The sequence below is a fragment of the Hydrogenophaga sp. L310 genome (genome assembly GCF_055703065.1).
The window spans coordinates 168,050-190,544 of record NZ_JBVPZA010000002.1 but is presented as its reverse complement, the minus strand read 5'-3'; the positions used below and the strand labels follow the sequence as shown (position 1 = coordinate 190,544).

The 22,495-nt window shown below is 67.7% G+C and carries 22 protein-coding genes; 12 read left to right on the top strand and 10 right to left on the bottom strand.

Translation table 11 applies throughout. The features are described 5' to 3' along the window. Positions 1-12: 12 nt before the first annotated feature. Positions 13-1,128, bottom strand: coding sequence for an AI-2E family transporter (locus AC0GNO_RS04545; RefSeq protein ID WP_472903099.1), 1,116 nt, complete (start codon positions 1,126-1,128; stop codon positions 13-15). A 191-nt stretch (positions 1,129-1,319) separates the two neighbouring features. On the opposite strand from AC0GNO_RS04545, the gene purM reads away from it, so the two are divergent. The 3 genes from purM to AC0GNO_RS04530 all read left to right on the top strand — a co-directional run bounded on the left by purM (position 1,320) and on the right by AC0GNO_RS04530 (position 4,157). Continuing rightward, positions 1,320-2,357: a phosphoribosylformylglycinamidine cyclo-ligase gene (gene purM, locus AC0GNO_RS04540; protein ID WP_472903098.1), complete on the top strand. Its 1,038-nt coding sequence runs from the start codon at positions 1,320-1,322 to the stop codon at positions 2,355-2,357. A 232-nt stretch (positions 2,358-2,589) separates the two neighbouring features. Next, complete coding sequence (locus AC0GNO_RS04535) at positions 2,590-3,144, top strand: isochorismatase family protein (RefSeq protein ID WP_472903097.1); 555 nt, start codon at positions 2,590-2,592, stop codon at positions 3,142-3,144. After that, a complete protein-coding gene (locus tag AC0GNO_RS04530) occupies positions 3,141-4,157 on the top strand; it encodes a GlxA family transcriptional regulator (RefSeq protein ID WP_472903096.1) in 1,017 nt (338 codons plus the stop codon). The genes AC0GNO_RS04535 and AC0GNO_RS04530 overlap by 4 nt, the downstream gene beginning before the upstream one ends. On the opposite strand, the gene AC0GNO_RS04525 is transcribed toward AC0GNO_RS04530, so the two are convergent. The 3 genes from AC0GNO_RS04525 to murJ are packed head-to-tail and all read right to left on the bottom strand — an operon-like array spanning position 4,154 to position 7,272. After that, entirely contained in the window at positions 4,154-4,786 is a 633-nt protein-coding gene (locus AC0GNO_RS04525; RefSeq protein ID WP_472903095.1) for a Rossmann-fold NAD(P)-binding domain-containing protein, read from the bottom strand. The genes AC0GNO_RS04530 and AC0GNO_RS04525 overlap by 4 nt on opposite strands. A gap of 10 nt (positions 4,787-4,796) precedes the next feature. Continuing rightward, positions 4,797-5,654, bottom strand: coding sequence for a SirB1 family protein (locus AC0GNO_RS04520; RefSeq protein WP_177135649.1), 858 nt, complete (start codon positions 5,652-5,654; stop codon positions 4,797-4,799). A 52-nt stretch (positions 5,655-5,706) separates the two neighbouring features. Then, a complete protein-coding gene (murJ, locus tag AC0GNO_RS04515; protein ID WP_472889370.1) occupies positions 5,707-7,272 on the bottom strand; it encodes a murein biosynthesis integral membrane protein MurJ in 1,566 nt (521 codons plus the stop codon). Positions 7,273-7,393: 121 nt separating this feature from the next. On the opposite strand from murJ, the gene rpsT reads away from it, so the two are divergent. Further along, positions 7,394-7,693, top strand: a complete 300-nt coding sequence (gene rpsT / locus AC0GNO_RS04510; RefSeq protein ID WP_177135647.1) for a 30S ribosomal protein S20 — start codon at positions 7,394-7,396, stop codon at positions 7,691-7,693. A 154-nt stretch (positions 7,694-7,847) separates the two neighbouring features. Here the strand turns inward: rpsT and AC0GNO_RS04505 are convergent, their stop codons facing one another. Then, complete coding sequence (locus tag AC0GNO_RS04505; protein ID WP_290971267.1) at positions 7,848-8,174, bottom strand: DUF3579 domain-containing protein; 327 nt, start codon at positions 8,172-8,174, stop codon at positions 7,848-7,850. A 278-nt stretch (positions 8,175-8,452) separates the two neighbouring features. Here AC0GNO_RS04505 and AC0GNO_RS04500 point away from each other — a divergent pair, with 278 nt between their 5' ends. Genes AC0GNO_RS04500 through AC0GNO_RS04485 form a run of 4 tightly spaced genes read left to right on the top strand, consistent with a single transcriptional unit; the run spans position 8,453 to position 11,956 of the window. Beyond that, positions 8,453-9,661, top strand: a complete 1,209-nt coding sequence (locus tag AC0GNO_RS04500; RefSeq protein WP_472903094.1) for an acetylornithine/succinylornithine family transaminase — start codon at positions 8,453-8,455, stop codon at positions 9,659-9,661. Then, the gene (gene argF, locus AC0GNO_RS04495) at positions 9,658-10,605 is read left to right on the top strand and encodes an ornithine carbamoyltransferase (protein ID WP_472889368.1); all 948 of its coding nucleotides are present in this window, start codon (positions 9,658-9,660) and stop codon (positions 10,603-10,605) included. Before AC0GNO_RS04500 ends, argF begins: the two co-directional genes overlap by 4 nt. Before the next feature lie 25 nt (positions 10,606-10,630). After that, positions 10,631-10,951, top strand: a complete 321-nt coding sequence (locus tag AC0GNO_RS04490) for a YkgJ family cysteine cluster protein (RefSeq protein WP_472903093.1) — start codon at positions 10,631-10,633, stop codon at positions 10,949-10,951. Positions 10,952-10,957: 6 nt separating this feature from the next. Then, entirely contained in the window at positions 10,958-11,956 is a 999-nt protein-coding gene (locus AC0GNO_RS04485; protein ID WP_472903092.1) for a class I SAM-dependent methyltransferase, read from the top strand. A 124-nt stretch (positions 11,957-12,080) separates the two neighbouring features. On the opposite strand, the gene feoB is transcribed toward AC0GNO_RS04485, so the two are convergent. Beyond that, positions 12,081-13,949: a ferrous iron transporter B gene (gene feoB / locus AC0GNO_RS04480; RefSeq protein ID WP_472903091.1), complete on the bottom strand. Its 1,869-nt coding sequence runs from the start codon at positions 13,947-13,949 to the stop codon at positions 12,081-12,083. A gap of 61 nt (positions 13,950-14,010) precedes the next feature. After that, positions 14,011-14,337, bottom strand: a complete 327-nt coding sequence (locus AC0GNO_RS04475; protein WP_472903090.1) for a FeoA family protein — start codon at positions 14,335-14,337, stop codon at positions 14,011-14,013. A gap of 214 nt (positions 14,338-14,551) precedes the next feature. Between AC0GNO_RS04475 and kynB the strand changes: the two genes are divergently transcribed. From kynB to AC0GNO_RS04455, 4 genes are all read left to right on the top strand, one after another. Then, a complete protein-coding gene (kynB, locus tag AC0GNO_RS04470; protein WP_472903089.1) occupies positions 14,552-15,181 on the top strand; it encodes an arylformamidase in 630 nt (209 codons plus the stop codon). A gap of 130 nt (positions 15,182-15,311) precedes the next feature. Continuing rightward, complete coding sequence (gene kynU, locus AC0GNO_RS04465) at positions 15,312-16,586, top strand: kynureninase (RefSeq protein ID WP_472903088.1); 1,275 nt, start codon at positions 15,312-15,314, stop codon at positions 16,584-16,586. 13 nt (positions 16,587-16,599) lie between these two features. Next, positions 16,600-17,466 carry a tryptophan 2,3-dioxygenase gene (gene kynA / locus AC0GNO_RS04460; protein ID WP_472903087.1) on the top strand — a complete coding sequence of 289 codons (867 nt, stop codon included), beginning with the start codon at positions 16,600-16,602 and terminating at the stop codon, positions 17,464-17,466. A 405-nt stretch (positions 17,467-17,871) separates the two neighbouring features. Beyond that, positions 17,872-18,966: a DNA glycosylase AlkZ-like family protein gene (locus AC0GNO_RS04455; protein WP_472903086.1), complete on the top strand. Its 1,095-nt coding sequence runs from the start codon at positions 17,872-17,874 to the stop codon at positions 18,964-18,966. Here AC0GNO_RS04455 and AC0GNO_RS04450 read toward each other — a convergent pair. From AC0GNO_RS04450 to AC0GNO_RS04440, 3 genes are all read right to left on the bottom strand, one after another. After that, complete coding sequence (locus AC0GNO_RS04450) at positions 18,953-19,927, bottom strand: Bug family tripartite tricarboxylate transporter substrate binding protein (RefSeq protein WP_472903085.1); 975 nt, start codon at positions 19,925-19,927, stop codon at positions 18,953-18,955. The two genes, AC0GNO_RS04455 and AC0GNO_RS04450, sit on opposite strands and share 14 nt — an antisense overlap. 162 nt (positions 19,928-20,089) lie before the next feature. Then, a complete protein-coding gene (locus AC0GNO_RS04445; RefSeq protein WP_472903084.1) occupies positions 20,090-21,313 on the bottom strand; it encodes an FAD-dependent monooxygenase in 1,224 nt (407 codons plus the stop codon). A 110-nt stretch (positions 21,314-21,423) separates the two neighbouring features. Beyond that, a complete protein-coding gene (locus AC0GNO_RS04440) occupies positions 21,424-22,476 on the bottom strand; it encodes a VWA domain-containing protein (RefSeq protein ID WP_472903429.1) in 1,053 nt (350 codons plus the stop codon). Positions 22,477-22,495 lie beyond the last annotated feature (19 nt).

The following is a 22,495-nucleotide window of genomic DNA, read 5'->3' as shown; positions in this document are numbered from 1 at the left end:
GATGACCCCTGCTCATGCCGGTCGGTCCTGCTCGGGCATGGGTGTCGTCGCCTGCGGTTGAACAGCTCTTTCGATGTAAAGCTCACTGGCCATGTACTGCGACTTGGCCCGGCGGATCGCGACCAGCAACACTGCGCTGGCCGGCAAGGCGATCAGCACGCCGACAAAACCAAACAGGTGACCAAAAGCCATCAGGGCGAAGATGACGGCGATCGGGTGCAGGCCAATGCGTTCGCCGAGCAGCCGCGGCGTGATGTACATGCTCTCGACCACCTGGCCCACGGTGTAGACCGCCGCCACCAGCGCCACGCCCAGCACCGCCTGAAACTGCAGCACGGCCGCCAGCAGGGCCATGACCAGCCCCAGACCAAAACCCAGGTAAGGAATGAACACCGCCAGCCCGGTGAAGACGCCGATGGGCAAGGCGAGTTTCAGACCCACCAGCGCCAGACCCACGGTGTAGAACACCGCCAGCACACCCATCACCAGCAGCTGCCCGCGCAGGTACTGCCCGAGCACCTCGTCGGTTTCATCCAGGAAACGCTGCACCACGGCGCGCCAGCGCGGCGGGATCAGGCCCTTGCTGCGCTCGATCAGATTGGCCCAGTCGAGCAGCAGGTAGTAGGCCACGATGGGCGCGAGGATCAGGTTGCCGAACACCGCGGCGAGCGCGCTGCCCCCGATGCGCAGCGACGACAGCAGGCCCTGGATGAGTTCACTTTCGTGACCGGTGATGAGCGCCTGCATCCAGCCGCGCACCAGCGACACGTCCACCTGCAGGTCAACCCCGAAACGCGCCAGCAGCGGCACCAGCCGGGTGTTGACACTGTCCAGCAACGCCGGCACCTGGTCCTTGAGCAGGGGCACCTGCTTGGTGATCACCGGCACGATCAGCAACACCACCGCCAGCATCACCAGCGACAGCATCGTGATGGCCAGGCCAGCGCCGAGCCAGCGCGGGATGCGCCGCGCGTGCAGCCGCTCGACCAGCGGGTGCAGCGCATAGGCCAGCACGGCTGCCAGCAGAAAAGGCATGAGCACCGGCGCCAGCAGCGACAGCAGCAGCCAGCTCACCAGCGCGATGGCGGCCCACGAAGCGACACGGATCTGGTTGGGCGTGAAAGTCATGAACAGGTGTGTCGGAGGTAAACGATCGGGCTGCAGGGGCAAACCCTTAAAATCTGGGGCAAATTCTAGTCCGCCACCCCGGGTGGACCCGCAACCGACCGCCAAACCGCGCTGCCCCACCTTGGTGGAGGCTGCTCCATCGACGTTTTCCCCGTCCCAACGCCCGGCCCCGCCGCCGGCACACGCACCCCATGACCTCCAGCAACACTCCCCTTTCCTACAAAGACGCCGGCGTTGACATCGTCGCGGGCGACGCGCTCGTCGAACGCATCAAGCCGCTGGCGAAGAAGACCATGCGCGAAGGCGTGCTGGCCGGCATCGGCGGTTTTGGCGCGCTGTTTGAAGTGCCCAAGCGCTACCAGGAACCGGTGCTGGTGTCGGGCACCGACGGCGTGGGCACCAAGCTCAAGCTGGCCTTTGAATGGAACATGCACGACACGGTGGGCATCGACCTGGTGGGCATGAGCGTGAACGACGTGCTGGTGCAGGGCGCCGAGCCGCTGTTCTTCTTGGACTACTTCGCCTGCGGCAAGCTCGATGTGGACACCGCCGCGGCCGTGGTCGGCGGCATCGCCCTGGGTTGTGAACTCTCCGGCTGCGCGCTGATCGGCGGCGAAACCGCCGAAATGCCCGGCATGTACCCGGCGGGTGAATACGACCTCGCCGGCTTCTGCGTCGGCGCGGTGGAAAAGAGCAAGATCCTCACTGGCCAGAGCGTCAAGCCCGGCGACGTGGTGCTGGGCCTGGCCTCGCACGGCGTGCATTCCAACGGTTTTTCGCTGGTGCGCAAGTGCATCGAACGCGCCGGCAGCGAACTGCCCGCCACGCTGGACGGCCAGCCGTTCAAGCAGGCCATCATGGCCCCGACCCGCCTCTACGTGAAGAACGTGCTGGCCACCCTCGCGAAGCACCCCGTCAAGGCCCTGGCCCACATCACCGGCGGCGGCCTGCTGGAGAACATCCCGCGCGTGCTGCCCGAGGGCACGGCTGCCCACCTCAAGAAAGGCAGCTGGCCGCAGACCGAGCTGTTCGCCTGGCTGCAGAAGACCGCCGGCATCGACGACATCGAGATGAACCGCACCTTCAACAACGGCATCGGCATGGTGGTGGTGATCGATGCCGCCGAAGCCGCCGCCTGCGCCGCCACGCTGCGCGAGCTGGGCGAGACGGTCTATGAGATCGGCGTGATCGCGGCCAAAGGCGGGGAAGCGATCGTCACGGTCAGCTGAACCCGCACCGCTTCGTGCCCAGGAAGGCCCGGCAACGGGCCTTCGCCGTTTCCGGGACACAACACAACCAGGGAGATAAAGTGTCCGAAAATTCCCTGTCCATGGCGACTGTCATGGGTACCTGGTAGACAGTGGCCATGTCCTGAAATGATCGGTTCCTGTCTGGCAGCGAGCAGACACCCGCATCGGTCATCGGCATGATCAAGGCTTCAACAACCCCGATGGAGTCCCCATGAAAACCGCCCTGCTGGTCATCGACGTGCAAGAGTCCTTCCGCCACCGCCCCTTCTTCACCGAACGGGACCTGCCCGCCTACCTGGCCGCGCAGAACGCGCTCATCGCGGGCGCCCAGGCGGCTGGCATGCCCATCGTGCGCATCTTCCACGTGGACGGGCCGCAGGTTCCGCAAAACCCTTTCTCGCTGGAGTCGGGCGCCGTGCGGCCGCTCGACGGCCTCGGGCCTTTTGAAGCCGCCGCGACCTTCCACAAGTCGCGCCACAGCGCGCTCGTGGGCACCGGGCTGGAGGTGTGGCTGAACCGGAATGCCATCCAGCGCCTGATCGTCAGTGGCATCCGCACCGAACAGTGCTGCGAAACCACCACCCGCCACGCGGCCGATCTGGGCTACACGGTGGACTTCGTGACCGATGCCACGCTGACCTTTGACATGGTGCAGCCCGACGGCACGCCGCTGCCGGCCGCCGACATCACGGCCCGCACGGCCACGGTGCTGAAAGACCGCTTCGCGCGCCTGTGCACGCCCGCGCAGGCACTGGAACCGGCATGAGCGCCGCGCCCGGCCGCCTTCACGCTGCGAGGGACATGACGCCCGCGACCGCGCCCATCCAGGTGGCGTTCGTGCTCATGCCGGACAGCCTGATACTCGACTGGGCCGGTCCCGCCGAGGCGCTGCGCATCGCCAACCAGTGCCTGCGCGCGGCCGGCCAGCCCGAGGCGTTCGCGCTGCGGTTCATCGGGCCCGAGAGCCAGACGAGCAGCTCGGTGGGCGCCATCATCAGTCAGATCGAACCCCTGCCGACCGGCCTGTCCGAGCCGGCCTGGGTGGTGCTGGTCGGACAACCGGGGCGGACCCTCGATGTGGGCAGCGACAGCGCGCGCCAGCTCATCCACTGGCTGCGGGCACTCGAGCTGGCGCCGGGCCGACTGGAACTGCTCACCGTGTGCGCGGGCGCCCTGCTGGCCGCGCACGCGGGACTGCTGGATGGACACCGGGCCACCACCCACCACCAGCACCTCGACGAGTTGCGCGCCGTGGCGCCCCGCTGCGAGACGGTGTCGAACCGCGTGTTTGTGGTCGATGGCCCGGTGAGCAGCAGCGCGGGCGTGACCACCGGCATCGACCTGTTCCTGCACCGCATCGCCGACCTGTGCGGGCCGGCCCTGGCGGCCCAGGTGGCGCAGGCCATGGTGGTGGCGCTGCGGCGCGGACCGAACGACCCCGAACTCTCGCCCTTTCTGCGCTTTCGCGCCCACCTGCACCCGGCCATCCACCGGGTCCAGGACGCCATCGGCCAGCAACCGCAGGCCGACTGGTCGCTGCAGCGCATGGCCGACGTGGCCTGCACCTCGCCGCGCCACCTCGCGCGCCTGTTCCTCACCCACGCGGGCATCGCCCCGCTGGCCTACCTGCGCAGCATCCGGCTGGATCTGGCCGACGCCGCGCTGCGATCGGGCCACAGCGTCACGCTGGCCGCCGAGCTGGCCGGCTTCAGCTCCGACACCCAGCTGCGCCGCACCTGGCACCAGCTCGGCAAGGCGGGCTCACCGGCGCACCGCTAAAGCAGCACCTCCGAAGGCAGCACATGCACCCCCGGCGTGGCGGCCAGCGCGGCCTGCAGCAGGTGGTGTGCGATGCGCTGCGCGGGGACCACGCGGTAGCGTCGCGGCAGCAGCGGCTGCACCCACTGCGAGAGGCGCACCGCGAGCTGTTCGGCCGGCCGGCTCTCCAGCCGCACGCCCCCGATCAGGCCCGGGCGCACCAGCGTGAGCGAGGGGTAGCCCACGGCCTGCAGATCGCGTTCGGTTTCGCCCTTGGTGCGGGCATAAAAAACGCGCGAGGCCGCGTCCGCGCCCAGGGCCGAGTTGAAGGCAAACGCCCGCGCGCCGTGGCGCCGCGCGAGGTAGGCGACCTCCAGCGGGTGGTCGTGATCCACCTTGTAGAAAGCGGCCTGCGAACCGGCCTTGGCGATGGTGGTGCCCAGGGTGCAGACCACGGCGTCCACCGCCCACCAATCGGCGTCTTCGGGCAGGCGCTCGAAGTCCACCAGCGGATTGAGCAGCTTGGGGTGCGGCGCCAGCGCCTTGCGGGTCGGGGCGACCACCTGGGCCACGGCGGCGTCGGCCAGGGCCTGCTGCAGCACGGCCTGCCCCACCAGGCCGGTGGCACCGACCAGCATCAGGCGCGTCATCCGCGGCAGCTCAGTTCAACGCGCGGCGCAGTTCCTGCAGCCGGCGGTCCATGGCGTCGCGGTCGAGCGCGTCGTCGGTGTGGGCGATGTAGATCTCCAGATCGCTCACCGCAAGGCGGGCGTCGCCCATTTCGGCCCAGGCCAGGCCGCGGTCGCGGTACTCCGTCCAGGCATCGGGCAGCAGCACGAGCAGGCGGTCCTGCACCGCGATCAGGCGCAGCCAGTCTTCCTGGGTGCGGTGGATTTCTTTCAAATTGCGCAACATGCGCGAGAGGATCTCGCGCGATGGCGCGGCCTGCAGGTACAGGCCGACCGGCACGTCGAAATCGTCCACCAGCCCGTTGCGCCGCTTGTAGGGCTCCAGCCGCTCGGACAGGTCTTCGCGGCTGAGCGACTGGCCGGTGAACGGGTCGATCACCACCTGGCCATTGGGCAGGTTGACCTTGACCATGAAATGCCCGGGGAAGTTGACGCCCCGCGCCTTCAGGCCCAGCCCTTGCGCCAGCTCCAGCCAGAGCACACCCAGGGTGATGGGGATGCCGCGCCGGGTCCGGAGCACCGCGTTGAGGTAGCTGTTGTCGGGGTCGTAGTAGTTGTTGACGTTGCCGCCAAACCCCATGTCGCGAAAGAAGAACTGGTTGAGCGCCCGCAGCCGCTGCAGCGGATCGGTGGCGTCGTCGCAGCGCCGGCGCACGCGGGCCAGCAACTGGTCCACGTCGCCCAGCACTTCCTGCACATCCATCTCGGGGTATTCATCCTGGGCGATGGCGGTGGCGGCTTCCAGCAACGGCAAGCCGTCATCGTCGGCCACCAGCGCGGCGAAGTAGCCCAGGGGCGTGGGCGTGGGGAATTCAAAGGCTGAAGGCATGGTCAGGGCGGCGGGCAGACCGCTGAACGGCGGGGTGCCGGTGCAGCGGACTTCATTTTCGGACGAATTGGCGAAGTTTCAAACCGGCCACGGTCAGGCTCAGGAAATAGATCAGGGCCGCGCCCACCACGCACAGGGCCAGCAGGCCCACACGCTGCAACGCCTGGCCCTCAAAACCCAGCCAGTTGAAGCGCGCAGCAGTCCACATCAGGAACACGGACATCAGCGCGCTGGCCGCGACCACCTGCAGGGCAAAACGCGCCCAGCCGGGTGTCGGCGTGTAGGCCCCGCGGCGCAGCAGGCCGATCAGCAGCCACAGCGCATTGACCATGGCGCCGATGCCGATGGCCAGCGCCAGCCCGGCGTGGGCCAGGTAAGGCACGAACAACAGGTTCATCAGCTGGGTCAGCACCAGCACCACCACCGCGATCTTCACCGGCGTGCGGATGTCCTGGCGGGCGTAGAAGCCGGGCGCCAGCACCTTGATGGCGATCAGCCCGATCAGGCCGGCCCCGTAGCCCATGAGGGCGCCGGTGGTCTGCTGCACGTCGGCCGCGGTGAAGGCGCCGTAGTGGTAGAGCACGGCCACCAGCGGTTTGGCAAACGTCAGCAGCGCCACCGCGCAGGGCACGGCCAGCAGCACCACCAGGCGCAGGCCCCAGTCGAGCAGGTTGCTGTAGCGCTGGGCATCTTCGGCCGCTTTGGCGGCCGCCAGCTGGGGCAGCAGCACCACACCCAGCGCCACGCCCAGCATGGCGGTGGGAAATTCCATCAGGCGGTCGGCGTAGGTGAGCCAGCTCACGCTGCCAGTGGCCAGGTGCGATGCGATCTGGGTGTTGATCAACAGCGAAATCTGCGCCACGCTCACGCCCAGCAACGCGGGGAGCATCAGCGTGGTCACGCGGCGCGTGCCGGGGTGGTTCCAGGCGGTTTTCAGCGACGACCAGCGCATGCTGATGCGCGGCAACATGCCCAGCCGCAGCAAGGCCGGGATCTGCACACCCAGCTGCAGCGTGCCGCCCAGCAAGACCCCGCCCGCCATGGCGTAGATCGGCGGGATGCCCAGGCTGTTGAACCAGGGTGCGCCCCAGTACGCGGCCGCGATCATGGCCACGTTGAGCAGCACCGGCGTGGCCGCCGGCACGGCAAAGCGCTTCCAGGTGTTCAGGATGCCGGCCGACAGCGCCACGAACGACATGAAGGCGATGTAAGGGAACATCCAGCGCGTCATGAAGACGGCGGCCTCAAAGCCGTCAGGGCTCTGTTTCAGGCCGCTGGCCATGGCCCAGACCAGCACCGGCGCCCCGGCCACGCCCAGCACGCAGGTGGCGGTCAGCGCCCAGGCCAGCACGGTGGCGATCTGGTCCACCATCTGGCGGGTGGCGGCGTCGCCCTCCTTTTCGCGCACACCGGCCAGCACGGGCACGAACGCCTGGCTGAACGCGCCTTCGGCAAACAGCCGGCGCAGCAGATTGGGGATGCGGAAGGCGACGTTGAACGCGTCGGTCAGGGCGCTGGCACCGAAAGTGGATGCCATCAGCAGTTCGCGCACCAGCCCGGTGATGCGTGAGGCCAGCGTCAGCAGGGAGACCAGGGAGGCGGATTTGAACAGGGACACGGCCGCCAGTGTAACCACGCGCTCCCTGCGCCCGGCGGAGACGCTACCCAGGCTGGCGGCACCATGCTAAAATTGCGGGCTTTGCTGGGCATCATCCCCAAACATTTGAAGGAAATTCACCATGGCAACCAAGCCGAAGAAAAAGAACCCCCGTCTGGCATCTGGCCGCAAACGCGTCCGCCAGGACATCAAGATCAACGCTGCGAACACCTCGCTGCGTTCCAAATACCGCACCGCCGTCAAGAACGTTGAAAAAGCGGTTCTGGCCGGCGACAAGACCAAGGCCACCGAACTCTTCGCCAAAATGCAAGGCGTTGTGGACATCATTGCCGACAAGGGCATCTTCCACAAAAACAAGGCCGCTCGCGACAAGAGCCGCCTGTCCGCCAAGGTCAAGGCACTGGCACTCGCCACCGCCTGACCACCCCACCGGCCTGATCCGTCAGGCCACCAGCCCGGACCCCTCGGGGTCTGCCGTTTGAAACGGGTGCGCTGCCAGCAAAGAAAAGCAAAAAACCGCCTTCGGGCGGTTTTTTGTTGCCTGTCCACTGTTCAAGTGACGTGGGCCAGGTGGTTCAGGGTTTTGCGGCCGGCTCCGGCAGCACGCAGCCTTCGGCCACCTGCAGGTCGTTGTCGCGCGCAAAGTGCATGACGAAGTCCCAGGCCATGGGTTCGGCTTCGCGCAGATCGGTGTGCACGATGACGACCTTGACGCCGTTCATGACCGTGGGCACGCACCAGGGCGAATACGCGATGTGGCTGCCCTGCCGGACCACGCCGCCGCCGGGGCGGAACTGGCTCATCACGCCGGCCAGACGTTCGGCCCAGTCGCTGGGGCGAAAGGTGCGGCCACTGCGTGTGACGCCCTGGATGAACACTTGTTTGGCAGTCGGAGAAACCATCGGGGAAGCCTTCGGATGGAGGGCCCTGGAAGGGACGCATGGCCACCGCCAGACCGAGGATCGCTGGCCGGGGTGGATGGCAGGTATTCTATCTTATATAAGACCTGAACTCAGGGATAACCCGGAGCTCCGGTCGGCTGACCACAGGCTGCCATGGCTTCATGACAGCGATGCGGAACAAGCAATGATGATGCCCGCTGCTGCCCCTAAAATCGCTTTTCAACGGCTCAACCTTCGTTGAGCCGCTTTCTTTTGGCCCTTCCCCACCGGAGTCCCGCATGAATGCCGCCGCCACCGCCGTCCCCTCGTCGCCCCACGTGATGAACACCTACGGCCGCCTGCCGATCGCGATGTCGCATGGCCGAGGCTGCCGCGTCTGGGACGTGAACGGCAAGGAATACCTGGACGCGCTGGCCGGCATCGCCGTCAACACCCTGGGCCACGCCCACCCCAAACTGGTGCCTGCGCTGCAGGACCAGGTGGCCAAGCTGATCCACTCCAGCAACTACTACCACGTGCCCAACCAGGAAGTGCTGGCCCGGATGCTGGTGGAGCGCTCGGGCCTGACCAACGTGTTCTTCTGCAGCTCCGGCCTGGAGGCCAACGAGGCCGCGCTGAAACTGGCGCGCAAGTACGGCCACGACAAGGGCATTGAGCGCCCGGAGATCGTGGTCTACGAAAAGGCTTTCCACGGCCGCAGCATCGCCACGCTGAGCGCCACCGGCAACCCCAAGGTGCAGGCCGGCTTCGGACCGCTGGTCGAAGGTTTCATCCGCGTGCCGCTCAACGACATCGAAGCCCTGAAAAAGGCCACCGTCGGCAACCCGAACGTGGTGGCGGTGTTCTTCGAGACCATCCAGGGCGAAGGCGGCGTGAACCCGATGCGTGCGCAGTACCTGCAGGACGTGCGCGCGCTGTGCGACGCGCAGGACTGGTTGCTGATGATCGACGAGGTGCAGTGCGGCATGGGCCGCACCGGCAAGTGGTTCGCCCACCAGTGGGCCGGCATCCAGCCGGACGTGATGCCGCTGGCCAAGGGCCTGGGCTCGGGTGTGCCGATCGGCGCGGTGGTGGCCGGCCCGAAAGCCGCGAACATCTTTGCGCCGGGCAACCACGGCACCACTTTCGGCGGCAACCCGCTGGCCATGCGTGCCGGGGTGGAAACCATCCGCATCATGGAAGAAGAAGGCCTGCTGGAGAACGCGGCCACCGTGGGCGCCCACCTGCGCGGCCAGCTCGAAGCCGCCCTGCTGGGCAAGCCGGGCGTGAAAGACATCCGCGGCCAGGGCCTGATGATCGGCATCGAGCTGGACAAACCCTGCGGCGTGATCACCCAGCGCGCGGCCGACGCCGGCCTGCTGCTGTCGGTCACGGCCGACAGCGTGATCCGCCTGGTGCCACCGCTGATCATGACCACCGCCGAGGCCGACGAAGTCTGCGCCATCCTGTTGCCGATCATTGCTGCTTTCCTGGCAGAAAACACATGAACCTCCGCCACTACCTCCAGTTCAAGGACCTGAGCGCCGACGAGTACGCCTACCTGCTCACGCGCGCCGCCTTCATCAAGGCCAAGTTCAAGGCCGTCGAAAAGCACCAGCCCTTCGCCGACCCCGACCGCACCCTGGCCATGATCTTCGAGAAGGCCAGCACGCGCACCCGCGTGAGCTTCGAGGCCGGCATGTACCAGCTCGGCGGCTCGGTGGTGCACCTGACCACGGGCGACAGCCAGCTTGGCCGCGCCGAACCGATTGAAGACAGCGCCAAGGTCATCAGCCGCATGGTCGATCTCGTGATGATCCGCACCTACGAGCAGAGCAAGCTGGAGCGCTTCGCCGAGCACTCGCGCGTGCCCGTCATCAACGGCCTGACCAACGAGTTCCACCCCTGCCAGATCCTGGCCGACCTGTTCACGATGGTCGAGTACCGACCGGCCGCCAGCGGCAACCCGCTGGACGCCCTCAAGGGCAAGGTCGTGGCCTGGGTCGGTGACGGCAACAACATGGCCAACACCTGGCTGCAGGCGGCCGAGCTGCTGGGCTTCACCGTGCATGTGAGCACACCCAGCGGCTATGAAGTCGACCCGAAGCTTGCCGGCGTCTCCAACCCGGCCTGCTACAAGGTGTTCAAGGACCCGAAGGAAGCCTGCAAAGGCGCCGACCTGGTGACCACCGACGTGTGGACCAGCATGGGCTACGAGGCCGAGAACGAGGTGCGCCGCGCCGCCTTCGCGCAGTGGTGCGTGGACGAAGCCATGATGGCCGTGGCCCAACCCGACGCGCTCTTCATGCACTGCCTGCCCGCGCACCGTGGTGAAGAGGTGAGCGCCGAAGTGATCGACGGCCCGCAGAGTGTGGTGTGGGACGAGGCAGAGAACAGGATGCATGCGCAGAAGGCGCTGATGGAGTACCTGTTGCTGGGGCGCCTGGCCTGATGCGCCGGGCCTGCGCTGCGTGACGATGGGCTCCTGTACCTCGTGCGGGGCCTGCTGCGCGAGCTTTCGCGTGGACTTCTCGGTCTGCGAGACGCAGGCGGAAGGCGGCAGCGTGCCCGACGGGCTCACCGTCACGGTCACCGACACCATCAGCCGCATGCGCGGCACCGACCACGGTCAACCCCGTTGCGCCGCGCTCTCGGGCCGCATCGGCGAACGAGCCACGTGCGGCATCTACGAGTGGCGGCCCAACCCCTGCCGCGAGTTCGAAGAAGGCAGCGACGCCTGCGGCCAGGCGCGCCGCCGCCATGGTCTGCCACCGCTGGGTGAATGGCCAGAACACTGAAAGAACATGCAAGCCCTACTCGACACCATCGCCACGATGGCCATGCCCACCGATGCCCAGCGCCTCTTCCACGGCCGGGGTGGCCTGCACCCGGGCTGTGAAGCCTGGACGCTGGATACCTACCCGCCGGTGTGGGTGCTGACCCGATTTGGCGAAGCCAGCGACGACGAACTGGCCACGGTGTCGGCCGCCCTCGCCGCGCGCCACGAACAGCTCGCACCCGGTGAGCCGCTGAACTGGGTGTTCCAGAGCCGGCACGAAGGTCGCAGCGAAACCCGGCTGATGGCCGGCAGCGTGCCCGAACCCCACGTGGTGAGCGAACGCGGCGCGCGCTACCTGGTGCACGTGCTCAAAGGGCAGAACCACGGCCTGTTCCTCGACATGGCCGAAGGGCGCCAGTGGGTGCGCGAACACGCCGCGGGCGCCAAGGTGCTCAACCTGTTTGCCTACACCTGCGCCTTCTCGGTGGCGGCGCTGCAGGGCGGCGCGAAGCAGGTGGTCAACGTGGACATGAGCGCGGGGGCCATCGCCATCGGGCAACAGAACCACGCGCTCAACGGCCTGCAGGCCGGCGCCAGCTTCCTGGCCCACGACATCTTCAAGACCTGGGGCAAGCTCACACGATCCGGGCCCTACCACCTCATCGTCGTGGACCCGCCGAGCTACCAGAAAGGCAGCTTCATCGCCACGAAGGATTACGCCCGCCTCATGCGCCGCCTGCCGGACCTGCTGCGCCCCGACGGCGAGTTGCTGCTGTGTCTCAACGCACCCGAGCTGGACACCGCGTTTCTGCAAGACCCGATGCGCGAAGCCGCGTCCGAACTGGTGTTTGTTGAACGCCTGCCCAACCCGGCCAGCTTCGCCGACGTGTCGCCCGAGCGCGCCCTCAAGGTGCTGCGCTACCGGGCGCCCGGGCTGCTGGATGCGCCCCGCGTTCAGACCCGGGGTTTGCCGGACGGGCAACCCGAGCAGGCCGAACAGGCACCACACGCGCCCGGCGGCTGACCGTCCGCGGTGTTCCCGCTGGCCGCGCCCGCCCGACCCCGCTGCAGCCAGCGCCGCAGGCTCGGCCGCAGCACATACCCCAGCGCCACCAGAACACACACGCCGGCGATGAAGCCCTGAACGCTCATGTTGCGCCCCAAGCCCCGGCGACCCGGTAGGTGGTCCAGGCCATCAGGTAAGCCAGTGCAAACAGGTAGGCCGCCACCCCCAGGGCGTGGCGCCAGTGACCGGTTTCACGCCGCACGGCGGCCAGCGTGGCCACACACTGCGGCGCATAGACAAACCACACCAGCAAGGCCAGCGCCGTGGGCAGGGTCCATTGTTCGGCGATCAGGGCGCCGAGCGCCTCGTGCACCTGGTCGCCCTGCGCGGACAGGGCATAGACCGTGCCCAGGGCCGCCACCACGACCTCGCGCGCCGCCATCGCCGGGATCAGCGCCACCACGATGCGCCAGTCAAAACCCAGCGGCGCGAACAGGGGCTCCAGCACGCCACCCAGGCGGCCGGCAAAACTGTGCGCCACGGCTGACCCGGTGAAGCCTTCGGGGGCCGCCGGGTAGCTGGAAAGAAACCACAGCAGCACCATGAGCGCCAGGATGATGCCGCCGACCCGGCGCACAAAAATCAGCCCCCGCTCCCAGAGGCCTCGCGCGATGTTGCGCGCGCTCGGCCAGCGGTAGGCCGGCAGCTCCATCAGCAGCGGCGTGGGCTGCCCCTTGCCGCTGTGGCGCGACACCACATAAGCCACGAACATCGCGCTGACGATGCCCATGACGTACAGCGCGAACAGCACGAGCCCCTGCAGGTTGAACAGACCACCCACCGTGCGCTGCGGAATGAAAGCCCCGATCAGCAGCGCGTACACCGGCAGCCGCGCCGAGCAGGTCATCAGCGGGGCCACCAGGATGGTCAGCCAGCGGTCGCGCCAGTGGGTGATGGTGCGCGTGGCCATGATGCCGGGCACGGCGCAGGCAAAGCTCGACAGCAGTGGAATGAAGGAGCGGCCTGAAAGCCCCACCAGACCCATCCAGCGGTCCATGAGAAACGCCGCGCGCGGCAGATAACCCGAATCCTCCAGCACGAAGATGAAAAAGAACAGGATCAGGATCTGCGGCAGAAACACCAGCACACCGCCCACGCCCGCGATCACGCCATCGACCAGCAGGCTGCGCAACGGGCCGTCGCTCATGCGCGTGGCCACCTGCTCGCCCACCAAACCGATGCCGGCCTCGATCGCGTCCATCGGCCAGGCCGCCCAGGCGAACACCGCCTGGAACATGAACAGCAGCAACAGCGCCAGCAAGGCCATGCCCCACAGCGGGTGCAGCGCAAAGCGGTCGATGCGGTCGCTCAGGCCCCAGCGCTTGGCGGGGGCCTGCAGGGTCAGCGCCAGCAGTTCGCGCACCCGCTGGTTGAGCGCCACCGGGTCCACCCCGCCGGCGTCGGCCGCGGCAGGCAACGGCGTCGGAAGCCCCTGGGTGAACAGGGCATCCAGCTGCTCCAGCAAGGCGCGCGCACCGTCTTTCTGCACGCTCACCGCGGACACGACCGGCATGCCCAGTTCCGCGGCCAGCGCCACCGTGTCGATGCGCATGCCCTGCGCCTGCGCCACGTCGGCCATGTTGAGCACCAGCACCATGGGCAGCCCCAGCGCCTGGGCTTCCAGCACCAGCCGCAGGTTGAGCTGCAGATGCGTGGCATCGACCACACACACCAGCAGGTCGGGCCGCGCTTCGCCGTCCAGCCGCCCCTGCACCACGTCGCGCGTGACCTGCTCATCCTGGCTCAGCGGGTCCAGGCTGTAAGTCCCGGGCAGGTCGAGCAGTTGCGCGCGCCGCCCCTGCGGCGTGGTCAGCCAGCCCTGCTTGCGTTCGACGGTCACCCCCGCGTAGTTGGCCACCTTCTGCCGGTGGCCGGTGAGCAGGTTGAACAGCGCGGTCTTGCCGCAGTTCGGGTTGCCGAGCAGGGCCAGCCGGGGAGCCGCTGTGCTCATTGGGAAGCCTCCGTGCTGCGCACTGCGGCGCGAGCTGGCTTGGGGCGGCCCGGCGCGGCGCTCATACTTTTACGGCCCAGCGCACCTGCAGCAACGCCGCTTCGTGGGCGCGCAAGGCGAAGGTGGACTGCCCCACGCGCACCGCGATCGGCCCGCCGCGCCGCCAGCCCCGCGACACCACCCGCACCGACTCGCCGGGCAGGAACCCGATCTCGGCCATCCGGCGCAGGGTCCTGCGGCTGTCCTCGTCGCGCGCCGGAGCAAAGACCTGCAACACGCCCGGCGTGTGCAGCGGACCCTGGTGCAATGCACTCACCCGATCGGCAGGCGCCAGATCATCGTCAACAGGCAAAGGCCAGGAAACCGCTTGGGGTGTGGAGAGGGACACGGTCACATCCATGAATGAAAAGAAGTGAGCAGAGCGTACACAAACGAGATTGGTTCTCATTTGCTTTAAATCAAGCTTTCACAAAAACCTGAACCGGCACAGGGCATCCGTCCGGCGGTGTGAATCCATTATTTTGTTTAGGCCTAAAATAATTTCTCTCCGTTGGAAATAACCGACACCATGGTTTTTTCACCGGTGCTACCTTCGCCGGACCATGAAAAAGCTCTGGGACATTTCCCCTCCCGTCAACGCCAGCACGCCGGTTTTCCCGGGCGATACGGCCTACGCCCAGCAGTGGGTGGCCCGCATCGAACCCGGCTGCCCGGTCAACGTGAGCGCCATCACGCTCTCGCCCCACGTGGGCGCACACGCCGACGCCCCGCTGCACTACGACCCTTCTGGCGCCGCCATCGGCGCGGTCGAGCTCGACGCCTTTCTCGGCCCCTGCCGCGTGATCCACGCCATCGGTTGCGGCCCGCTGGTGCGGCCGGAACACCTGGCGCATGCACTCGACCAGTTGCCGCCTCGCGTGCTGGTGCGCGTGTACCGGCTTCAGCCCCAAGACCGCTTTGACAACGCCCTGCCGGCTTTTGCCCCGGAAACGGTTTCACTGCTGGCCGACCGCGGCGTGAACCTCATCGGCATCGACAGCGCCAGCATCGACCCCGCCGACAGCAAGACGCTGGAGAGCCACCAGGTGATCCGCCGCCGCGGCCTGCGCGTGCTGGAAAACCTGCTGCTCGACGACGTGCCCGAAGGCGACTACGAACTCATCGCCCTGCCCCTGAAGCTGACCACCGCCGACGCCAGCCCGGTGCGTGCCGTGCTTCGAAGTCTCGAATAGCCCCCCGCGCCGCCTGCGGCGTCACCCCCCAAGGGGCGACACCAGCGGCCCGGCAAAGCCGGTTCCGCGGTATCCCTGAACCGGAAAGACCCGCTCCACCTATCCACACTGTTAAACGGAGACGACCTCAATGACCACACAGCAAGACTGCATCGCCCTCGACGCGCAAGACCCGCTGCGCGACCTGCGCAAGCTCTTCACCCTCCCCGAAACCACCATCTACCTCGACGGCAACTCGCTCGGCGTGATGCCCGCCGCCGCCCCGGCCCGCGTGGCCGACGTCGTGACCCGCGAGTGGGGCACCGACCTGATCCAGAGCTGGAACAAGAACGGCTGGTTCGCCATGCCGCAGAAGGTGGGTGACAAGATCGCACGCCTGATCGGCGCCGCACCGGGCACCGTGGTCGCGACCGACAGCACCTCGGTCAACCTGTTCAAGGTGCTGAGCGCGGCGATGAACATCGTGGCCACTGACGCGCCGCAGCGCAAGCAGATCGTGAGCGAACGCAGCAACTTCCCCACCGACCTCTACATCGCCGAAGCCCTGTGCAAGCAACACGGCATGGAGCTGGTGCTGGTGGAGCCGGAAGACATGGCCGCCTCGCTCACCGCGAACGTGGCCATCCTCATGCTCACGCACGTGAACTACCGCACCGGCGCCATGCACAACATGGCCACCGTGACCGCCGCGGCGCATGCCAAAGGCATCCTGACCGTGTGGGACCTGGCGCACAGCGCGGGCGCGGTTCCAGTCGACCTGAATCAGGCCCGGGCCGACTTCGCGGTTGGCTGCGGCTACAAATACCTCAACGGCGGCCCCGGCGCCCCCGCCTTCGTGTGGGTGAACACCCAACACGCCGACCGCTTCTGGCAACCGCTGGCCGGCTGGTGGGGCCACGCCACGCCGTTCGATTTCACGCCCGACTACCGACCCGCCCCCGGCATCACGCGCTACCAGTGCGGCACCCAGCCCATGATCAGCCTGGCCGCGCTGGAATGCGGCGTGGACACGCTGCTGGCCGCCGATGCCCAAGGTGGCATGGCCGCGCTGCGCAGCAAGTCGTTGGCGTTGACCGACCTGTTCATCCAGCTCGTCGAAGAACGCTGTGCGGGTCATGGTCTGGGTCTGGCGACGCCGCGCGAACATGCGCAGCGCGGTTCACAGGTGTGCCTCACCCGGGACGAAGGTGCCTACGCCATCGTGCAGGCGCTGATCGCGCGCGGCGTGGTGGGCGACTTCCGCGCCGGCGATGGTGGCCACCACAAGGACATCCTGCGCTTCGGCTTCACGCCGCTCTACATCGGCTTCGAGGACGTGTGGAACGCGGTCGAGCAGTTGAAGCAGGTGCTCGATACAGCGGAGTGGCAACGCCCCGAGTTCAACCGCAAACACGCCGTCACCTGAACCGGAGCACCCCATGGCCTGCCCATACCACGACACCCCCGCGTCCCCCACCGAAGCCATCGTCGCCGAGGAAAAAGCCCAGCTCGATTTCAGCAACGACATGAGCTATGGCGACTACCTGCAGCTCGACGCCATCCTGGGCGCGCAGAAACCGCTCTCGCCCGCGCACGACGAGTTGCTGTTCATCGTGCAGCACCAGACCAGCGAACTCTGGATGAAGCTCATGCTGCACGAGCTCACGGCCGCGATCCGCAACATCGCGGCCAACGAACTGAACCCTGCGTTCAAGCAGATGGCCCGCGTCTCCAAGATCATGGAGCAGCTGGTGCACGCCTGGGACGTGCTGGCCACCATGACGCCGCCCGAATACAGCGCCATCCGTCCTTACCTCGGCCATTCCAGCGGTTTCCAGAGCTTCCAGTACCGCTGCATCGAGTTCGCGATGGGCAACAAGAACGCCGCCATGCTCAAGCCCCATGCGCACAGCCCCGAACGGCTGGCGCTGGTGCAGGCGGCCTTTGAGGCCCCGTCGCTGTACGACGAGGCCCTGCGCCTGCTCGCGCGCCGCGGCATCGCCGTGCCGGCGAGCCACACCCAGCGCGACTGGACCCAGCCGTACGAGGCCAGCGACACGGTGAAACAGGCCTGGCTGCAGGTCTACCGCAACCCCAAGGAACACTGGGACCTGTACCAGCTCGGCGAAGAACTCACCGACCTCGAAGACGCCTTCCGCCTCTGGCGCTTCCGCCACGTGACCACGGTCGAACGCGTGATCGGCTTCAAGCGCGGCACCGGCGGCACGGGCGGGGTGAGCTATCTGCGCAAGATGCTGGACGTGGTGCTGTTCCCGGAAATCTGGACATTGCGCACGGAGCTTTGATGTGCTTCGTCACCGGCGGTTGGTCGCCCACCGCAGACCACCGCTCGATCAACTGAAAACCGCGCTCGCGCCGCCACCGTCATCGGCTGCCCGGCGCAGCCTGCTTCAGCAGTTGCCCTTCTTGGCCTGGCCAGGGGGACAGAACTTGCCGCCACTCTTGCCCGGGGGGCCAGGGTCGACAACCACCGAACCGGATGGGGTGTAGACAGCGCAGCCAGCGAGCGAAGCGGCAACAACCAACAGTGCAATGAACGCTTTCATTCAATTCCTTAAAGTGAAGTCATGCGGTGGAGTCTATGCGCTGGGCGCCCAGCGCAGCATGACCCGTGAAACACTTGGGAATGGCAGGCCATCCGGCCGTGTTCAGTGACGGCGCAATGCATTCGACTCCGGCATGATGAATCCATGGTCACCATCACCCTGCCCGACCTGCGCCGCTACGCCATCGCCCGCAGCCTGTTCACGCCCACCACCCTGCCCAAGGCCATCGAGCGGCTGGGTTTTGTGCAGGCCGACCCGATCCGCTCACCCGCCCGCGCGCAGGACCTGACACTGCGCCACCGGGTCAAGGCGTACCGGGTGGGCGACCTGGAGCGGCACTACCCGCGGCTGGCGGTGGAGGAAGATTTTTTCGTCAACTACGGCTTCGTCACACCCGCGCTGCATGCCCGCATGCACCCACGCACCGCGCCCACCGAATGGACCCCCGAACGTTTGGCGCAGGCCCAGGCGGTCTGGTCCTTCGTACAGGCGCGCGGCGAAGTCCACCCGCGCGAGGTGGACACGCATTTCGCGCACGGCCACACCACCAACGGTTTCGGTGGCCAGTCCAAGGCCAGCACCCAGTTGCTCGACGGCATGCACTACCGCGGCTGGCTGCGCGTGGCCCGGCGCGAGAACGGCACCCGGCTGTACGCGGTGCACACCCCGCAGGAAGCACCTGCCGACGTGCCCGCCACGCTGGACGCGCTGGTAGACACCCTGGTGGCGAAATACGCCCCGCTGCCCTCGCCCGGCCTGCGCCTGCTGGTGGGCCGTCTGCTCTATCACGCCGTGCCGCAATGGAAGGACCAGTTGCGCCCGGCGCTGCTGCGGGCCTGCGCCCGGCTGCCGCACGCCGAAGTGGGCGGCACGACCTGGTACTGGCCCGGGGAAGAAGACCCGCGCTCGCGCCGCTGGAGAGCGCCCGATGGTGTGCGCCTGCTGGCGCCGTTCGACCCCGTGGTCTGGGACCGCGACCGCTTCGAACGCCTGTGGGCCTGGGCCTACCGCTTCGAGGCCTACACCCCGCCTGCCAAGCGCGTGCGCGGCTACTACGCCATGCCGCTGCTGTGGCGCGACCAGGTCATCGGCTGGGGCAACCTGTCGGTGGTGAATGGGCGGCTGCGTGCAGACCTGGGCTACGTTGACGGGCGGGTACCCAAGGACACCGCGTTCCGCGAAGCGTTGGACGCCGAGCTGTCGGCCATGGCCGCTTGCCTGGGCGTCAATTCGGTTTGATGTTGTTTTTGCGAATGACTTCTGCCATCACAGCCGTGTCGGCCTTGATGCGGTTCGCCAGACCTTCGGGCGAGGTGCCCGCCACCTGCCAGCCCTGGGCCAGGATTTTCTGCCGCATCTCGGGCTGGCGCACGATCTCGGCCAGCAGCGTGGCCAGCCGGTTCACATGTGCCTTGGGCAGGCTGTTCGGCGCGGCCACCGCATTCCAGATTTCCAGCTGCAGGTCTTTCACACCGGCCTCGGCCAGGCTCGGCACCTCGGGCACCACACTGCTGCGCCCGGCCGAGGTCACGCCGATGGCCTTGAGCTTGCCCGCGCGCACCTGCGCCATGGCCAGCCCGGGTGGCAGCAGCGACATCTGGATCTGCGCGCCGAGCAGCGCGGTGATGACCTGCGGGTTGCCCGGGTACGGCACATGCAGCGGCGCCATGCCGGCCTTGGCCTTGAGCAGTTCCATGCCCAAATGGGCCACGGTGCCCAGACCCGGGGTGCCGTAGTTCCAGCGGTCACCCGACTGGCGCGCGGCTTCAAAGTACGCGGCGCCGGTGGCCGTGGTGCCCGCGGGCACGGTCAGCACCAGGGGCGAGGTGGCGATCAGCGTGACCGGTGTCAGGTCCTTCAGCGGGTCGTAGTTGATGGCCGGGTTGAGGATCTTGGCAATGGTGAGGTTGCCGTTGATCATGAGTCCGATGGTGTGGTCATCGGTGGCACGGGCCACCAGCGCGGCGGCGATGTTGCCACCCGCACCGACCTTGTTCTCCACCACCACCGGCTGGCCCAGCGCCTGCTGCAGCGGCTCCGCCAGCGCGCGGGCCATCAGGTCGGGCGAGGAGCCGGCAGGGAAACCGACCACGATCTTCAACGGCTTGCTCGGCCATGCGGTCTGGGCGAACACGGTGGGCACACTGCAGGCCATGGCGATGACAGCAGCGATGACATGACGGCGTTGGACGTGGCGCATGCAGCGAATCCTTGAAGTTGAAAACAGGCCCACAGGTTAGCAGCCCGCCCGCCGGCATACCACCAGCACACACCATGGAACCGGCTTCGCCGGGCCACTGGTGTGGTCCCCCCTGGGGGGGAAGCCGCGCAGCGGCGCAGGAGGGTTACACCAGCTCGGAGGCTATACCGGTTCCGGCGGCCCGCTGTAGAGCCAGGGGTTGTCCATGAGTCCCTCGCCCATCAGACTCATGGACATGTTGCGCGCCCAGCGCAATGCACCGCTGGCATGGAAGATGGTGCCGTTGCGCTGCGAGCGGTTTTGCACCCGCGCGTTGCGCTGCCAGCGGGTCTGCGCATAACGCGCGAACAGGGCCGGCCAGTCCACGGGCTCGGCCACGGGCTGCGTCTGCAGCAGCCGGCCGAGCGTCCAGGCGTCTTCGATCGCCATGGCCGCTCCCTGCGCAAGGTAGGGTCGCAAGGGGTGTGCGGCATCGCCGAGCAGGGCCACGCGCCCCTGGGCCTGTTCCTGCGCGCTGGCCACGGGTGCGCGGTCGTTCAGTGCCCAGAGTTTCCATTCGGTCACGGCTTCGAGCATGCCCATGAGATCGCTGCACACCTGCCCCAGTGCGCGCTGCAGGTCGGCGCTGCGCGCCGCGTGGCTCCAGCTCTGCGGATCGCTGCCGGGCGGACCGCCATGGCCCTGCCCGAGCACGCCATGCACCACGGCCACGACGTTGAACCACTCCCCGCGCTTGACCGGGTAATGCACCACATGCAGCTGAGGCCCCAGCCAGGCGGTCACGCACGAAGCGCGCAAGGCCGCAGGCAGGTCTGCTGCGCGCACCATGCCGCGGTAGGCCAGGTGGCCACTCACGCGCACCGGGTGGGCGCCCAGCATCTGGGTGCGCACCCGGCTCCACAAACCATCGGCCCCAACCAGCGCCGCGCCCTGGAACACCGAGTCGTCTTCGCAGGTGGCACGCACCGAGACCTGGGTCGGCTCGTACGCCGTCAAGCGCGCGCCCAGGTGCAGACGCACGGCGTCCTGGCGCTGCACGGCCTGCAACAGCAATTCGTGGAGGTCGGCGCGGTGGATGGTGGCGTAGGGTTGGCCGTAGCGGGCGCGGATCATGGCGCCCAGCCGCAGGCGACCCAGGTGCACGCCCCGGTGGGCGTCACGCACCCGGAGTTCGTCGGGGAAAGCGGCGCGGGCGTGCAATTCGTCGATCAGGCCCCAGTCGTCCAGCACGCGCACCGCGTTCGGACCGAGCTGCAAGCCGGCGCCCACTTCACCCAGGGCACCCGATTGCTCCATCACATCGACCGAGGCACCCGTCCGCGCCAGCGCCAATGCACAGGCCAGACCACCGATGCCCCCCCCCGCCACCAAGACATGCGTATTCATCGGCGCATTTTGCCGTGCGTCCAGTCCCGGTCTTTTGACACAGCGCAGGAATCGGCTGCGCAGGCGTGCCGCCCGGGCTTGGGCAACCCGGGGCCACCGGCCAGGCCGATCTACAGCACGCGGTTGAACCAGAACAGCGACAGGCCCGAGGCGAGCAGCACCAGCAGTGCGGCCACCAGTGCCAGCAGGCCCGAGATCTCGGTTTCCTTTTTCTCCACCGTGAGCCGGGTGCTCAGGGTCTCGTAGACCTTCTTCAGGCTCTCGGCCGTCCCGGCGTAGAAGTATTCGCCTTGGGTCGTGCGGGCGACTTCCTTGAGGGTGTCTTCGTCCAGCCGCACCCGCATGGACCAGCCTTCAAAACCGATCACCTCGCCGCTCACGGTGCCCACGCCCACGGTGTACACGCGCACACCCCGGTCGGCGGCCATCTTGGTGGCCTCTTCCGTGTCCACGCCGGTGGTGCGCTGACCGTCGGTGAGCAGGATGATGGCGGCCGAGGTGTAGGAGCCGGGGGGCACCGGTTCAAACGCCTTCTTCTCGGTCTGGGGCTGGTCGATGGCGCGACCCTGGGGCGCAAACGGATCGTTGTGGCGTCCAAAGGTCATGTTGCCCAGGTCGATGCCCTGGTCCGGGAACAGCTCCGAGAGCGCCACCACGATGGCGCTGCCGATGGCGGTGGCGCGCTGCAGCTGGAACTTGTCGATCGCGGTCACCAGGTCTTCTCGGCTGAGCGTGATGGGCTGCACCACCTGCGCCGTGCCGGCAAAGGCCACGATGCCGACGCGCACATGGCGCGGCAACTCGGCCAGAAAGGCCTTGGCGGCGTTCTGCGAAGCGACCAGCCGGTTCGGCTCCACGTCGGTGGCGCGCATGCTGCCCGACACATCCATGGCGAGGATGATGGTCTGCTGGGTCGACGGCAGCAGGATGGTCGCCATGGGTCGGGCCGAGGCCAGCAGCATGGCGGCAAAAGCGAACAGCAGCAGCAGCGGCGGCACGTGCCGGCGCCAGCCCGGGCCTTTGCCCATGGCCTCGCGCACGATGGCCAGGCTCGCAAAACGCAGGGCCGTCTGCCGGCGCCGCCGCAGCAGCCACCAGTACAGCAACACCAGCAGCGGCAGGATCAGCAGCAGCCAGAGCAACTGGGGCCACAGGAAGGACACCGGCGACTGGACCAGCAGG

Bases quoted from the DNA above. Each gene is read 5' to 3' on its own strand.
- kynB (WP_472903089.1), top strand. From the start codon at position 14,552: ATGAAAAAGCTCTGGGACATTTCCCCTCCCGTCAACGCCAGCACGCCG.
- rpsT (WP_177135647.1), top strand. From the start codon at position 7,394: ATGGCAACCAAGCCGAAGAAAAAGAACCCCCGTCTGGCATCTGGCCGC.
- AC0GNO_RS04520 (WP_177135649.1), bottom strand. From the start codon at position 5,654: ATGCCTTCAGCCTTTGAATTCCCCACGCCCACGCCCCTGGGCTACTTC.
- AC0GNO_RS04525 (WP_472903095.1), bottom strand. From the start codon at position 4,786: ATGACGCGCCTGATGCTGGTCGGTGCCACCGGCCTGGTGGGGCAGGCC.
- argF (WP_472889368.1), top strand. From the start codon at position 9,658: ATGAACCTCCGCCACTACCTCCAGTTCAAGGACCTGAGCGCCGACGAG.
- AC0GNO_RS04545 (WP_472903099.1), bottom strand. From the start codon at position 1,128: ATGACTTTCACGCCCAACCAGATCCGTGTCGCTTCGTGGGCCGCCATC.
- AC0GNO_RS04455 (WP_472903086.1), top strand. From the start codon at position 17,872: ATGGTCACCATCACCCTGCCCGACCTGCGCCGCTACGCCATCGCCCGC.
- AC0GNO_RS04535 (WP_472903097.1), top strand. From the start codon at position 2,590: ATGAAAACCGCCCTGCTGGTCATCGACGTGCAAGAGTCCTTCCGCCAC.
- feoB (WP_472903091.1), bottom strand. From the start codon at position 13,949: ATGAGCACAGCGGCTCCCCGGCTGGCCCTGCTCGGCAACCCGAACTGC.
- AC0GNO_RS04530 (WP_472903096.1), top strand. From the start codon at position 3,141: ATGAGCGCCGCGCCCGGCCGCCTTCACGCTGCGAGGGACATGACGCCC.
- purM (WP_472903098.1), top strand. From the start codon at position 1,320: ATGACCTCCAGCAACACTCCCCTTTCCTACAAAGACGCCGGCGTTGAC.
- AC0GNO_RS04490 (WP_472903093.1), top strand. From the start codon at position 10,631: ATGGGCTCCTGTACCTCGTGCGGGGCCTGCTGCGCGAGCTTTCGCGTG.
- AC0GNO_RS04485 (WP_472903092.1), top strand. From the start codon at position 10,958: ATGCAAGCCCTACTCGACACCATCGCCACGATGGCCATGCCCACCGAT.
- kynU (WP_472903088.1), top strand. From the start codon at position 15,312: ATGACCACACAGCAAGACTGCATCGCCCTCGACGCGCAAGACCCGCTG.
- AC0GNO_RS04445 (WP_472903084.1), bottom strand. From the start codon at position 21,313: ATGAATACGCATGTCTTGGTGGCGGGGGGGGGCATCGGTGGTCTGGCC.
- AC0GNO_RS04450 (WP_472903085.1), bottom strand. From the start codon at position 19,927: ATGCGCCACGTCCAACGCCGTCATGTCATCGCTGCTGTCATCGCCATG.
- AC0GNO_RS04505 (WP_290971267.1), bottom strand. From the start codon at position 8,174: ATGGTTTCTCCGACTGCCAAACAAGTGTTCATCCAGGGCGTCACACGC.
- AC0GNO_RS04500 (WP_472903094.1), top strand. From the start codon at position 8,453: ATGAATGCCGCCGCCACCGCCGTCCCCTCGTCGCCCCACGTGATGAAC.
- kynA (WP_472903087.1), top strand. From the start codon at position 16,600: ATGGCCTGCCCATACCACGACACCCCCGCGTCCCCCACCGAAGCCATC.